Below are 15,241 nucleotides of genomic sequence, written 5' to 3'. Positions count from 1 at the left end.
CACTACAGGTGCAGCTACTTGGAATTTCACCACCGTAGCTGACACCACAGCGCCGACAGCCGCCAGTTTCACCCCCGCAGACAACGCCACCAGTGTTGCAGTTGTTGCTAATTTAGTTGTCACCTTGAGCGAAGCCGTACAAAAAGGTACAGGCAATATTGTCATCAAGAAAGTCTCCGACAACTCAGTGGTGGAAACCATTGATGTCACATCAGCAAATGTCACAGTTACTGGCAGTAGCGTCACCATTAATCCCACAGCAAATTTAGTTGAGGGTATAGATTACTACGTTGAAATTGCCGCCGGTGCGATTAAAGACTTAGCAGGTAACAATTATGCCGGCACTACAGGTGCAGCTACTTGGAATTTCACCACCGTAGCTGACACCACAGCGCCGACAGCCGCCAGTTTCACCCCCGTAGACAACGCCACCAGTGTTGCAGTTGTTGCTAATTTAGTTGTCACCTTGAGTGAAGCCGTACAAAAAGGTACAGGCAATTTGGTTATCAAGAAAGTCTCGGATAACTCAATTGTTGAAACTATTAATGTGACGGCGGCTAATGTCACAGTTAGTGGCTCTACTGTTACAGTTAATCCGACTGCTGACTTGGCAGCAAACACTGCATACTATGTCGAAATTGCCAACGGTGCAATTAAAGACTTAGCAGGCAACAATTATGCCGGGATTGCAGGTGCAACAGCTTGGAATTTCACCACGGCTGTTGCCGCTGACACCACACCACCGACAGCCACTTTCACCCCCGCAGATAACGCTACCAGTGTGGCGGTGGGTGCGAATTTAGTTGTCACCTTGAGCGAAGCTGTACAAAAAGGCATCGGCAATTTGGTTATCAAGAAAGTCTCGGATAACTCAATTGTAGAAACTATTAATGTGACGGCGGCTAATGTCACAGTTAGCGGCTCTACTGTTACAGTTAATCCGACTGCTGACTTGGCAGCAAACACTCCATACTATGTCGAAATTGCCAACGGTGCAATTAAAGACTTAGCTGGTAACAATTATGCCGGGATTACAGGCGCAACCACTTGGAATTTCACCACTGCTGCCGCCGTTGACACCACACCACCGACAGCCAGTTTCACCCCCGCAGATAACGCCACCAGTGTTGCAGTTGCTGCTAATTTAGTCGTAACATTGAGTGAAGCCGTACAAAAAGGCATCGGCAATATTGTCATCAAGAAAGTCTCGGATAACTCGCTAGTAGAAACTATCAATGTCACCTCAGCAAATGTCACCGTTACTGGCAGTAGCGTCACAGTTAATCCCACGGCAGATTTAGCGCCTGGTACTGGTTACTACGTTGAAATTGCTGCTGGTGCAATTAAAGACTTAGCAGGTAACAATTATGCCGGTACTACAGGTGCAGCTACTTGGAATTTCACCACCGTCGCTGATACCACAGCGCCGACAGGCGCCACTTTCACCCCCGCAGATAACGCCACCAGTGTTGCAGTTGCTGCTAATGTAGTTGTCACCTTGAGTGAAGCCGTACAAAAAGGCATCGGCAATATTGTTATCAAGAAAGTCTCGGATAACTCAGTGGTGGAAACTATAAATGTTACTTCCACAAATGTCACCGTTAGCGGTAGTACAGTCACAGTTAATCCCACGGCAGATTTAGCGCCTGGTACTGGTTACTACGTGGAAATTGCTAACGGTGCGATTAAAGACTTGGCTGGTAACAATTATGCCGGCACTACAGGGGCAACTGCTTGGAATTTCACCACTGCTGACACCACAGCGCCGACCGCTGCCACTTTCACCCCCGCCGATAACGCCACTAATATTGCAGTTGCTGCTAATTTAGTTGTCAACTTGAATGAAGCAGTCCAAAAAGGCACTGGCAATATTGTCATCAAGAAAACCGACGGCACGCTGGTGGACACTATAAATGTTACTTCCCCCAATGTCACGATTAGCGGCTCAACCGTCACCGTTAATCCCACAGCAGATTTAGCGCCCGGTACTGGTTACTACGTTGAAATTGCTGCTGGTGCGATTAAAGATATTGCAGGTAATAATTATGCCGGTACTACAGGTGCAACTGCTTGGAATTTCAATACTGCTACTGCTGTACCGGCTTTCGTGGAAGACTCTAATATCTCCTTGTCTGGTGGAGATTACGGTTCTGCAAGCTGGGCAGACTATAACGAAGACGGCAACGTAGACTTATTATTGACTGGTATGCAGTATGGCTCAATACTGTACAAAAATACAGGGAGTGGTTTTACACAAAACACCGGGATTTCTTTGCCCGGTGTTCGTAATAGCTCTGTAGCTTGGGCTGACTATAATGGAGACGGAAAACAGGACTTGTTGTTGACAGGTGATGCTTACCCCAGGATCTCCCGGATATACAAAAACCAAGGCACTGGTTTTACAGAAGACACCAATATTTCCCTACCTGGTGTTTCCTTCGGCTCCGTAGCTTGGGCCGACTATAACGGAGATGGAAAACAAGACTTCCTGTTGACTGGCTATGCACCTTTTACCTTAGGCATTGTTTCTAAACTGTACAAAAATACCGGCACTGGTTTTACAGAAGACACCAGTATTTCCCTACCTGGTGTTTCCACCAGTTCCGTAGCTTGGGCAGACTATAACGGAGACGGAAAACAGGACTTTCTATTAACAGGTAATTCAGCTTCAGGTGAAATATCCAAACTGTACAAAAATACAGGGAGTGGTTTTGTAGTAGACACCACTATTTCCTTGCCTGGTGTTCAGGAGGGTTCTGTAGCTTGGGCCGACTACAACGGAGACGGAAAACAGGACTTCCTGTTGACAGGTTATGGAGCAAATTTTGTTAGAACCTCCAAATTGTACAAAAATACAGGGAGTGGTTTTACAGAAGACACCAGTATTTCTTTGCCCGGTGTTGGTGGTAGTTCTGTAGCTTGGGCCGACTATAACGGAGACGGAAAACAAGACTTTGTGTTGATGGGTTCGTCGATAACCAAAGTGTACAAAAATAACAGTGTTTATCCAGATATAACCGTACCAAGAATTAACAGTTTAACACCGATTAATAATGCTAATAGTGTTGCTACTGATGGAGAATTAGTAGTCACTTTCAGTGAATCAATTGCCAAAGGAACAGGAAATATTGTTATCAAAAAAATGGGGGATAATTCCATTGTGGAAACTATCCCGGTTACGGGTAACAATGCCACTATTAGTGGCAGTCAGTTAAAAATTAAACCAACAGTTAGTTTAGCTGAAAAGACCGATTACTATGTAGAAATTTCGGGTGGTACTATTCAAGACTTAGCTGGAAATTCTTCTGCTGGAATTAGTGGTAACGGCAACTGGAAATTTCAAACAATTGACTCAATTGCTCCCACAGCCATAAGTTTTACCCCTGCCGATAATGCTCGTAATCTCAACGTTTCTGCGAATTTAGTAGTGAACTTCAGCGAACCTATTCAGAAAGGCTCGGGCGATATTAGTATCAGGAAACTATCTGATAATTCCCTTGTTGAACGCATTCCAGTTACGGACAATAAAATTACCGTTAGTGGAAACCAACTCACGATTAATCCAACGGCAGATTTAGCCCCAAATACGGACTATTTCGTTAGAATTGCCGGGGGAGCAATTAAAGACTTAACGGGGAATAATTTTGCAGAAATTTACGACAATGATGCTTGGAACTTTATTGCCGATAAAATTGCACCCACAGCAACAAGTTTCACTCCCACTCATAATGCTACGGCTGTTGCAGTTGCCAGTAATTTAGTTGTCAATTTCAGCGAACCCATTCAAAAAGGCACGGGCAATATTGTCATCAAGCGAAAGTCTAATAATTCCGTTTTTGAAACCATTTCTGTCGGAGCAAATAATGTCACGATTAGTGGCAGCCAACTCACCATTAACCCAACTGCTAACTTGGAGCTAAACACACAATACTACGTCGAGATTACTAACGGTACAATTAAAGATTTAGGAGTAAATAATTATGCGGGGATAAGCGGAAATAGTGCTTGGGACTGGACAACAAATGCTGTTAATGTTCTTCCCACAATTTCTATTAATGATATTGAAGTTGATGAAACGGGATCGAATGCTATCTTTACCATTGCGCTTTCAACAGCAAGCACTACACCAGTAACGGTTGACTATGTAACCGTTGACGACACGGCAAAAGCAGCCGATAAAGACTATACAGCGATCGCCAAAACTCCGATTAAATTTGCATCAGGTGAACAAACAAAAACTATAACCGTCCCAATCTTGGAAGATAATAATATATGGGATCCTGATGAAACATTTAAAGTTGTTTTGAGCAACGCTCAAAATGCTGCGTTGAGTAATAAAGTGACTGGGGTAGCTAAAATCAAAGATAGCAATAAGCCTGTACTTAGCCTAGAAACTCGCCTGGACACCCCGATCTCTGTTCAAGAAGGAAACAGTGGTATTTCTAATACTTACGTTCCTATTTCCCTTGACAAACCGAGCAGTGTTCCGGTCAAAGTTAAGTTTGAAACTTATTATGGGCCAAATTGGGTGAACGACTTAGCAACGCCAAATGAGGACTATACCCCCATTCCACTCCAAACTATAACCTTCAATCCCGGAGAAACCAAGAAAAAGATCGATATAGCTATCAAAGGCGATCTCATTGACGAAAAAGATGAGTTTCTTGGTGTTCGCATCAGTGATCCTGAGAATGCTTTATTGTCTACATTATATAGGAATGATCGGGGTATATACATAGAAAACGATGATGCTCCGCCAGAAATTTCTGTAGAAAATATTACTCTGAACGAGGGAAATGCTGACGGGAATAACAATACCTTTTCTACCCAAGCCAATTTTACAGCTACTCTCTCTAAGCCATCTAGTCAACCGATTAGTTTCTATTATCGGACTGAAAATGTAAGTTCTTATGGTCAGATCGGGGCTGCCTATCAGCCGGTTCAACGGACTCTCGCAACATTTGCCCCAGGTGAAACCAGTAAGACGATTAGAATTCCAGTAAGAGGTGACACGGCATTTGAAGAAAACAGCACTTTAAAGTTTAAGCTGATTCTTGACACCTATGGCACTAATGGGAGCATCGCTCAAGATAAAGGCAATGCGATCGCAACGGTACTCGATGACGATTCCAAACCGACAATTTCTGTTCCCGATATCAATGTTGCGGAAATAGTTGGTTCCAGCAGTGGAGATGGAGTCGCTAATGTTGAGATTAAGCTGTCTAGTCCCAGCACAGAGTACGTATCGGTTAACTACGCATTCAAAGATGGTACGGCAATCGCGAATCAAGACTATAAGCCAGTCGCCGCTGGTACAGTCTCATTCGCGTCAGGCGAAACCACTAAATCCATATCGGTTCCGATCATTAACGATGGCAAGCAAGAACCGGACGAGACTTTTTCTGTCATTCTCAGCAATCCCGTCAATGCCCCGCTTGCCAAAGATACTGGAACCATTACGATTAACGACAGAATCGACCTTTGGATTGATGAGGCGCCCGTAAGCATGACTGAGGGCGACACTGGTAAAAAAGAAGCGACTTTTACGGTCAATCTTGCAAAAGCGCTCAACGTTCCAGTAACGGTTGACTACAGAACAACAGGTGCAAACAATGGTATCGATTATACGCACCTTCAGGGCAAGCTTGAGTTTGCCCCCGGAGAAACAAAGAAAACTATTAAAGTGCTGGTGAATGGTGACACCGAGATTGAACCTGACGAAACGTTTAATCTTGTTCTCAGCAATGCCACTAATGTCGCCCTGACAAAAAATACAGGTACAGTAACAATTGTTGATGATGACAAACCAGTAGCTACGATTAGCGATACTGCCATTATTGATGAGGACAAGGGAACCGCTACATTTACCGTCACTCTTTCTAAACCCTTGCCACCAAATGCACTGCTTGGATTTACAACTAAAGATGGTACAGCCAAGGGTTCTGACATATATAGTAATAATTCTGACAATGATTACACCGCACTCGACCCATATAATGCTCTTGATTTCGAGCCGGGACAAACCAGCAAAACTATCACCGTTACCACCAAGTCGTTAACGGATGACCAAAAAAACAGACTCCGTGGGCTTGAGGCTGACTTTGTTTACGTTAAACCTGATACCAAAGCAGAAGGTGATGAAACGTTTAGCCTTGTTTTAAAGGGTAATAGTTTTGTCAAGGCTGTAGGGGAGGGGACAGTTGTCATTGATGATTTTAATGACTCACAATCCTTCTATCCTGACGGTGCTAGACCCAACATTTCGATCGACCCTGTTGTCCTAATCCCCGAAGGAGCAGAGGGGACTACTACCTCAGCCATCTTTAACCTCAAGCTCGATCGCCCCGGCACAACCCAAGCTCCAGTTAGCCTTCGCTATCGCACGCAGGATGGCACTGCTACAGTTTTAGATAAAGATTACCAGGTGATCGACCCACAGCCAACTTTAACGTTTGCACCAGGAGAAACTGAAAAAACGATTCGCGTTAACATCAATGGCGACTCCAAAGCTGAATTTAACGAGCGCTTCAAACTGATCTTAAGCGGTCCAAGCAATGTCACCTTAGACAATAGTGTTGCACAGGGGATTATCTTTGAGAGTAGTAACGGTAAGCCGTCAAGAGCGAGTATGGCTCAACTCGCTTTTGATTTACTGGGAGCTTCGGCTGCCCAGGATAATAAAAATGTCGCTCTACCGTTCTTTGGGAAATTTCCAAGTGATTTACTTGAGAATAGTTTGTCTAAGGTGGGTCAAAGCTTTGCGAATGTACTGGTTGAGAACCCTCAACTGACTGGCAAAGAGCTAAAAGAAAAGCTAACAGCAGTCTTACCGCAGGGATTTTCTTTAGATCTTTCTCAATTTGAAGTAACAAATGATAAGTTACAATTTCGGATCAAGGCAGAGGAAAAGTTTGAAGAAACTTCTCTGGGGAGTAAGGGATTTAATCTCTTTGACCGCATCAAATTTAAAGACAATGGCGCAGGTGGCAGTTCTACAACATTGAATTACGATCTGGACGTGCGCTTAGAATATAAACCAGAACTCGGATGGTATATCGACACCGGATATACAGAACTCACCAGTCTAACTGAAGAACAAATCAAAGCCGGTTATAAGTTGTCTAACAGTATCATGGGATTTTTGCCTGTGGAATTTACTGGCAAGTCGGATGATACAGGTTTAAGTCAATCTCTGGCAAACTATCAATTAAATTTGCGCGATATTGATGGATCAGGAAATGACTCTGATGGCTATGGACTAACTGCAACAGAAATAGCACAGAATTATTCTTCAGCTAAAACTCAACAGGTATATGAGTCTGAATTGAAAGCAGGTGGGACGCTCAATCTTGCCGGTCAGGTGACAGACAAGTATTGGTTCGCGCCACCTTTCCAGTTCGACCTATCTACTGACTTGCCTCTAGTAACCTACAGCAACGGCAAAGAAATTAAACAAGAAAATCCAAATTCTTTCAAGCTTCATAACATCAAATTAGATTTAGGGAAAACGATAACAGATATTGTCAACCCAATTTTTGGCAATGATGGTTTTGTTTCGAGTATCCTTAAACCCATTCGACCAATTATTGATTTCCTCAAAAGCGATACTAAAATTTTTACGGGAATTGACAATGCCTTAAAAAGTGTAGATTTTGATGGCAGAACGACTTCTTTCTTTGATAGTGACTCTGATCGGAAAGTCACTATTTTGGAACTCGCAACCAAACTGGCAGAATTGTCAGGAGATCCTAAAGCAAAAGCTGCTTCTTTGTACGTCAATGCTGTTGTTCAAGTAGATGAGTTTAGCAGATTAGTTGAAGAATCTACTAAAGATGGTAATAACTTTGCACTGAGTTTTCAACCTTATACCTGGAGCAAATCAGGTACTGAAGAAGCACAAGGTTATGACTTAATTAAGAAACTAAGTAGCAACGCTCAAGAATATGCAGACAAGTACAAAGAGCTTGAGGAGAAGGAAACAAACCGTAAGACTGCATTAAGCAACAGTCTCACGCAACAGAAAAAAACATCAGGGGTAAAAAACCAAGTTAGCGGGACAAAAGATCAAAATAAAAAGAGTAAAGTTGCGGACAAACTGTCAGGGGTAATCGAGAATCTTAGCTTTCCACTCTTTAGCGATCCTGAATCCACTGGAAAGCTCTTGGCTGGAAATGACATTCCCATCATGACGTACAAACTGCCCGAATTAGATTTATCTCTAGCTGGGTTGAGATACGATCTCGTTCCAGGGTTATTGGGAATTGAGGGTGGTATAGATTTAAAAGTTCGTCCCATCGATATTGGTTATGACACCAACGGTATTAAAAAGATAGTTCAAAGCCTTGAAGCCAACAATGGTTATTGGTATCTGGCGGATCTTTGGCAGGGGTTTTATGTCAGCGATACAGAAAACGCTGACGGCACCGGCGACGATGTACCAGAAGCTACGCTCAAAGCATTTTTGCAACTGTATGCTGGTTTAAATAGCCCTGTACTTACGGCTAAGGTAACAGGGGGAATCGAAGGCACAATCGATATGGATCTGGTGGATCGTAGCACTCCACCAGATGGAAAACTGCGCGGTTATGAACTGAGCGATATATTGTATAATCCCGGTGCATCTTTCAACTTTAAAGGCTCGATAGATGCCCGGGCTAAGGCTGAATTTGGTGCATTAGGTATCACAAAAGAGTTCGACTTAGCTAAAGAGAATCTGTTCAAGTTTGAGTTTGGAGCAAAACAGGGAACAGTACAGGCCAGCTACATTAGCACCGCTACTCTGTTCTTTGATGCCAACTTGAATGGTGTGCAAGATGCTAGTGAGCCATTCACTCAAACCAAAGCAGATGGCAGCTATGAGATAGAGATTCCCCTTGAAACCTTTGATACTAACAAAAATAACTCCCTTGATCCCAGTGAAGGGAAGCTAGTAGCGATTGGCGGTACTGATACAGCCACGAATTTGCCCCTGGATACGCCCTTGTTTTCCACAGCCAACACGATGATGGTGACTCCTTTAACAACGCTTGTGGCGGAGTTGGCATTAACTGATATTTCTTTAGAAGAAGCAGAAACTCAAGTAAAAGCAGCTTTGGGTATTCCCTCTGGTGTTAAGTTGAGTCTATATGACTCTCAGGAAGCGATGGCTAATGAAGAACCTAGTGGTTTAGCTGTCTATGCCTTGGACGTTCAGGTTCAAAACACTATTGTCCAAACAGCTAAGTTTATTGATGGAGCAAGTAATCTATCGCTGACTCAACTTGCGGGGGCGGCAATTGGCGCGATCGCCAATCAAGCTAAGGGCGGCACTCCTTTAGATTTGGGTAAAGCAGAAACAATCTTAGCGATGGTTCAAGGAGCCATTACTCTAGCAGCAAAGTCCGATCCAAAAATCAATCCAACCCAGCTAGAGAATGCCGCTAAAGCCGCTGCTCAAATCATGGCTCTGGGCAATCAAATGGTCAAGGAGCTCGTCGCTAGCGGTCGCCCCATCAAAGATATCGCTCTTGACATCACCAAATTGCAGGCGGTGTCTGTAGGTCAAATTGCGGTGGGACTGCCGGAACTGGCTGCGGGCACTGTGACAGTTGAACAGTTCCTCGCTAACAACACCAAAGAGGCGATTCTGGCTCGGATGGAGAAGGTGAAGGTTAATGACCCCACTGTTCGCCCTGTTGTCGAGACGATCGATGGTAATAGCCCGATCGTTCCAGAGGAACCTACCTCTGGCGAAATCGACACCGAAACCGACACCGAAACCGGCACTGACACCCCAACACCGATCGCTCCCACCCCACCGATCGCTCTGACCCCATCAGTAACAGCCTCAGAAACACCCACACCATCGGAAACAGCCTCAGAAACACCGACACCATCGGAAACAGCAACCCCCACCCCAACAACTAATAACCTCTCAGACGATGAGTGCATCTGCGACAAAATTACCTATCCCAACTTAAACCGACCAAACTCTGTTGAAAACACCATACTCGACGCATCCGGCCTTCAGATAGGCACTGCCCAAAACGATGAATTACTAGGTAGCGATGCTGCCAACATATTCGAGGGCAAATCCGGGGATGACAACCTATACGGTGGTGCCGATAATGACATTATTAATGGCAACCAAGGCAATGACTTCATCGCCGGAGGCAAAGATGAAGATACTCTCTACGGAGATGAAGGAAGCGACATCATCCTTGGCGAATCGGGTAACGATTTAATCTTCGGAGGCAAAGGCAATGACTTCTTACATGGCCGCGAAGGTATTGACATCATTTATGGCAACAAAGATGATGACTTCATCGATGGTGGTAAGGATAATGACACCTTATATGGAGGCAAAGGTAACGACATCCTGCTTGGTAGTCAAGGTGATGACAATCTGTTTGGACAACAGGGTTCGGATACAATCTGCGGCGGCGAAGGTAATGATTTAATCAACGGTGATGAAGGAGCAGATATCCTGGGAGGGTGTGCCGGAAATGATACCATGCACGGAGGCGCCGATAACGATACTCTCACTGGTGGCAAAGGCAACGATCTCCTGGATGGAGGCATGGGAAATGATAGTTTGATTGGTGGTAGTGGCAACGATATCTTTGCCTTAACAACTGGTGAAGGATTTGATATTATCGCTGATTTTACCGTCGGTCAAGACTTGATTGGATTAAGCGGTGGTTTGAGTTTTGGTCAGTTAGAAATAACTCAAAATACTCAGGGAACTATTATTAAGAATCTCTTGACAGGGGAGCAGTTAGGTGTGATGGTTGGAGTGAGTGCGGATGCGATAACATCGGCTAATTTCATGCTGGTTTAGGAAAGGAAAAAAAGCGCGATCGCCCTTCGGTACAAAAAGACCAAAAAAGGCGATCGCCCTTTACTACATCTTCCGCTGAAATTCCTCAAGCACATCCATCAACTGAACTTGACACTGCATTGGAATCAAATCTGCCAGCGGCACTTCCCGCTTGCCGCCGCCCAACTTGACTGGAATTCCTTGCAAAACTTGTCCAACTTTGTCAGCATCTAAATCGCCATCTTCCAGCATCGAATAAAGTTGTTGGGCAACAACTGTATGCAGGTGGGCATCATTGAGATACAAATGCCACTTGGCAATATCAATGTAGACATTTTCGCCGATTTCGGCTGCTAAGGATTCGATCGCCTGTGTAGTATTAGCCATATCAAAAAAGCCGAAAGTTATTTGTTATCAATCAAAAGACTTAACAAATCGCCGCCAACTGCCTTCAGCCCGAATCTTTAGTGAGGGGCGAATAATCGGCGATCGCAAAATGGTAAATCGCGTGGGCCAAAACTACTAGAGCCCATCCACCCGTTACCGAAATTGCCCAAGGCCAATCAGCCTTTTGCAAATTGTGAACAAACCACAAACCTGAATTGGTAGCAGAAAAAAGACCGACGTGGATAGCAAAATTCATCCTGTCATCTAAGCGACGGTACTCTGGATCATTGCGATCGGGTTTGCGGGGCCAACGAGGAGGCATAGTTTTTCACTTGATAGTAGTTCAGTGCCTATTTTAATCATAAGTGCAGCTTTTTGAATGCTGCATCCCTCTTTCGGCAGGAAACTTATACCATTTTTCTAAAGATGTGCTATGGATGAAGTCTTAGCCCCCCCGCGGGAGGGGGGGTTGGGGGGGTAATATCTAGCGCTACTTTATGAAATTGGTATTATGCCTCTACATTATTTTCATAGTCTCCAGACTTGCCACCACTTTTACTCACCAGGCGAATCGACTCAATGGCGATCGACTTTTCCAATCCTTTCGCCATATCATACAAAGTCAGCGCCGCCACCGAAACCGCCGTCAGCGCCTCCATTTCCACCCCTGTTTCCGCCTTAATTTTCACCGTCGCCCGAATTTGATACCCCGGCAACCCAGCATCCGCTATTACCTGCACCTCCACGCTACTCAGCGGCAGAGGGTGACACAGAGGGATCAAATGTGCAGTCTGTTTCGCCGCCATAATTCCAGCCAGCCTTGCAGTGCCCAACACATCACCTTTCGGCGCATTCCCCGCTTCAATCGCCGCAAACGTCTCCGGCAGCATCCGCACCCGGCCAGCAGCCACAGCTTGCCGCACAGTGGGCACCTTCGCCGAAACGTCCACCATTTGGGCTTCCCCGCTGTTGTTGAGGTGAGTTAGCTGTGCCGCATCGGGCAATTTAGAAAAATTTTGCGAAAGGTCTTGCATTATTTTGGTAATGGTGTTACTGTTAGATTCTGTGAGAAAAGAACTTAATCAATTTTAGATTAAATCTGAACTCAACAGGGGCTTGTAGCTTAGTTGGATAGAGTGCATGGCTACGAACCATGAGGTCGGGGGTTCGAATCCCTCCAAGCCCACTACTAAAAGTTATGAATTTTGAGTTTTGAGTTTTGAATTAAGAAATTAATCCAACTCAACCTTCAAGACTCATAACTTTTTTAATTTGTACGTTTTACATAAAACCCACTCTTTGTGGAACAGGCATCTTGCCTGTTTGTAAGAATGGTGCGCGGGGACAAAAACCCGGTTTCTGCCTCAATATCTGTCGCATAGATTCACGATTTTTGGGAGAAACCGGGTTTTTTGGTAAGTCCCATGATTGCCTCTTCCTTCTTGCTTCTGTAATATCATCGATTCAAAGCATAAACATCTTTGCCTCGACCGATCGCAAATTTCATCGAATTAGACAAGCCCTTGCTAGACTGAGTAATAAAAACCAGCAAAGCCAAGCCAGCGAGTCCAGCCGCAAAACCAAACATATTTCTGTAGCCAACTTGTTCAGCCACAAAGCCTAAAGTCGGCCCCGCAACCGCAATCCCCAAATCAAATCCGCCAATACAAAGCGAAAACAAGCGGCCCCTTTCATGAGGTTCGCACCTGTCCGACATCAGCGTTACCATCATCGGCAAAACCGTACCGCCCGCGCAACCTTCAACCAAAGCTGCTATTAAAAAAGCACTGGTGTTGTTAGCAAAATACAACAATAACATAGATACGGCATAACAGATTAAGCCCCCAGAAATAAACAAGCCGCGACCGTATTTGTCCGAAGCCCGTCCCGTGACCAACCGTATACCGAAACTGGCGATCGCCGCCGTAGAATAAAATAATCCCGGATTCAAATTAGCCTTAGTTTCTTGGATAAACAAAGGCATAAAAGTGCTCAAAGTTCCAAATACTAAACCAACCACCAATAACACTAAAGCCGGAATCCGCACTCTCGGATTCCACAGCATTTCCCAGTATTTTTGGCTATTTTTGTCCTCCGATAGCGAGTCCGATTTTGTTAAATCTGCAAAATTAGGTTCCGCAATTTTGCAGGTAAAAAATACAGCCGTTGCAGCGAAAGCCGCCGACATCACAAACAAAGGAGTATAACCAACCCAAGCTTGCACAAATCCGCCAATAGCCGGCCCAAATGCTAGACCAATAGGATTCACCAAGCTCATGTTACCGATTAATTCGCCCCGCTTTCCTGGCGGCGATAAATCTGTTACCAAAGCGCTATAAGCTGTAGTAAAAGCGGCGATACTAATGCCGTGAAAAACGCGAATAAGTAACAGTAAGGGGATAGATTGAGCTAACAGGTAGCCCAAAGGGGCGATCGCAGCAACTGACGCACCTAGAAGCAAAACTTGTTTTCGCCCCCTGCTGTCGGCTATTTTGCCCAATTGTGGCCTCGATAGCAAAAGTCCGATCGCAAATGCACCCATCACAAAACCAATTTGCTGTTTTGTGCCGCCCACATATTGAACGTACAACGGCAAAGTTGGCAGTAGCGAAGCCAAACTCGACCAGAATAGCAGGCCTGCGGTGAATAAAATCAGTAAGCTGCGTCTGGGTTGGGGATCGATTTCCCTAAAAATATTCAAGATGCTAATTCCCTTTAAATCTTCCGAGTGCACTCAAAGTAAGTTCGAGTGTCTCTATCATTGTGTTACAAATCCTTAAGATTTGCACCAAAAAAGTTGAAATTCGACTCACTGTCAACTGTCAACTGTCAACTGTCAACTGTCAACTGTCAACATTCTTACCAATCAACCTCAGCCCTTTCCTCCACCACCCGTTCATAAACCCACTGGGTTTCTATCGCCAACTTAGGCCAACTAAACCGGCGTTCCAAATCCTGATAAGCATTGTCAACCAACCACTGCGCGTAACCCGGATTTTTCAAAACCTCCAAAATTCCCCAGGCCAAAGAATCCCGATTGTTTGCCTCAGTAACAACGCCAGTTTTAGTGTGCAGCACCACCTCTGGAAGTCCGCCCGCATCCGAAACCACCACAGGCACTCTTGCAGCAAAGCTTTCTAACGCTACAATCCCAAAAGGTTCGTAAAGACTGGGGAAAACCGCGCAGTCAGCCACCGTCTGGAATTTGTCGAGATGTTCCTCAAACATGAAGCCTGTAAAATAACACTTATTCCAAATTCCTAAATGCCAAGCCAACTGTTTTAGATGGTCTGTATTGCCGCCGCCAACAATTACAATTTTCGCTTCCCCCCCCATTTCCCAAATTACTTTAGGTGCAGCATTTAGAAATACAGCAATGCCTTTTTCGGAGCTAATTCTTCCTACATAATATACTATTTTTTCGTCGTCTGTCGCAAACTGTCGGCGGAAGTTCATCGCGTCAAATTCGTGCCAGCGCGGTTTTTTCTCCGACCTAATTCCGTTGTAAATTACCTCTATTTTGTTCCACGGAGTCGATAGTACCCGTTCGGCTTCCCGCCGCATATAATCACTGCAAACAATTAGTCGCCAAGCATTGTAAGCGAGGTCGTTTTCCTTGGCATTAATGTAGCGCTGCCCTTCATTGTGGATGCCGTTGAAGCGCCCGTATTCGGTGGCGTGGATGGTGGCAATTAGCGGTACTTTAAAGGTATGCTTGAGGGCGATCGCCGCATCTCCCACTAACCAATCGTGAGCGTGGATGATATCAAAGGGGCCTTCCTCAAGCATCAGTTTCCCGCCTTGGTGGCCCATGCTTTGGTTGAGGTTCGCCACCCAGTGAAAAAAGTCCCTGGCGTGCCCCACCACCACCCGATGCACACGTATTCCTTCTACCACTTCGTACATCGGTGCGTGGCCGAACTCTACTGTAATTAAGTGAATTTCGTGTCCCAGCTTCACCAATTCTGGATATAGTTCCGATACGTGGCGGGCGATACCGCCTACGATTCTGGGAGGAAACTCCCATGCCAATACCAAAATTTTCATCTTTCTCCC

Annotated in this window: 6 protein-coding genes and 1 tRNA gene; 2 read left to right on the top strand and 5 right to left on the bottom strand. The window is 45.0% G+C overall.

Features of this window, described 5'->3' with window-relative positions; all coding sequences use genetic code 11:
• On the top strand, positions 1–10,819 hold a 10,819-nt coding region (locus tag QT990_RS24200; protein WP_333465842.1), incomplete at its 5' end, for an Ig-like domain-containing protein.
• A 63-nt stretch (positions 10,820–10,882) separates the two neighbouring features.
• Here QT990_RS24200 and QT990_RS24195 read toward each other — a convergent pair.
• From QT990_RS24195 to moaC, 3 genes are all read right to left on the bottom strand, one after another.
• Positions 10,883–11,185 carry a DUF3181 family protein gene (locus tag QT990_RS24195; RefSeq protein WP_333057367.1) on the bottom strand — a complete coding sequence of 101 codons (303 nt, stop codon included), beginning with the start codon at positions 11,183–11,185 and terminating at the stop codon, positions 10,883–10,885.
• A 64-nt stretch (positions 11,186–11,249) separates the two neighbouring features.
• Positions 11,250–11,507 carry a 2TM domain-containing protein gene (locus tag QT990_RS24190; protein ID WP_006633890.1) on the bottom strand — a complete coding sequence of 86 codons (258 nt, stop codon included), beginning with the start codon at positions 11,505–11,507 and terminating at the stop codon, positions 11,250–11,252.
• 187 nt (positions 11,508–11,694) lie between these two features.
• Positions 11,695–12,219: a cyclic pyranopterin monophosphate synthase MoaC gene (moaC, locus tag QT990_RS24185; RefSeq protein WP_333465841.1), complete on the bottom strand. Its 525-nt coding sequence runs from the start codon at positions 12,217–12,219 to the stop codon at positions 11,695–11,697.
• A 78-nt stretch (positions 12,220–12,297) separates the two neighbouring features.
• On the opposite strand from moaC, the gene QT990_RS24180 reads away from it, so the two are divergent.
• A tRNA-Arg gene (locus tag QT990_RS24180) sits at positions 12,298–12,371 on the top strand.
• Positions 12,372–12,641: 270 nt separating this feature from the next.
• Here QT990_RS24180 and QT990_RS24175 read toward each other — a convergent pair.
• Positions 12,642–13,886: an MFS transporter gene (locus QT990_RS24175; RefSeq protein ID WP_333465840.1), complete on the bottom strand. Its 1,245-nt coding sequence runs from the start codon at positions 13,884–13,886 to the stop codon at positions 12,642–12,644.
• A gap of 158 nt (positions 13,887–14,044) precedes the next feature.
• Positions 14,045–15,232, bottom strand: coding sequence for a glycosyltransferase family 4 protein (locus QT990_RS24170; RefSeq protein ID WP_333144820.1), 1,188 nt, complete (start codon positions 15,230–15,232; stop codon positions 14,045–14,047).
• Between the last annotated feature and the right edge of the window lie 9 nt (positions 15,233–15,241).

It is taken from the genome of Microcoleus sp. T3_B1, from assembly GCF_036700445.1.
GTDB lineage: Bacteria > Cyanobacteriota > Cyanobacteriia > Cyanobacteriales > Microcoleaceae > Microcoleus.
The sequence above is the reverse complement of the archived record's forward strand: the minus strand, read 5'-3'. Positions and strand labels throughout refer to the sequence as shown.

Coding starts and splice junctions, on each gene's coding strand:
- QT990_RS24195 (WP_333057367.1), bottom strand. CDS start 11,185: ATGGCTAATACTACACAGGCGATCGAATCCTTAGCAGCCGAAATCGGC.
- QT990_RS24190 (WP_006633890.1), bottom strand. CDS start 11,507: ATGCCTCCTCGTTGGCCCCGCAAACCCGATCGCAATGATCCAGAGTAC.
- moaC (WP_333465841.1), bottom strand. CDS start 12,219: ATGCAAGACCTTTCGCAAAATTTTTCTAAATTGCCCGATGCGGCACAG.
- QT990_RS24170 (WP_333144820.1), bottom strand. CDS start 15,232: ATGAAAATTTTGGTATTGGCATGGGAGTTTCCTCCCAGAATCGTAGGC.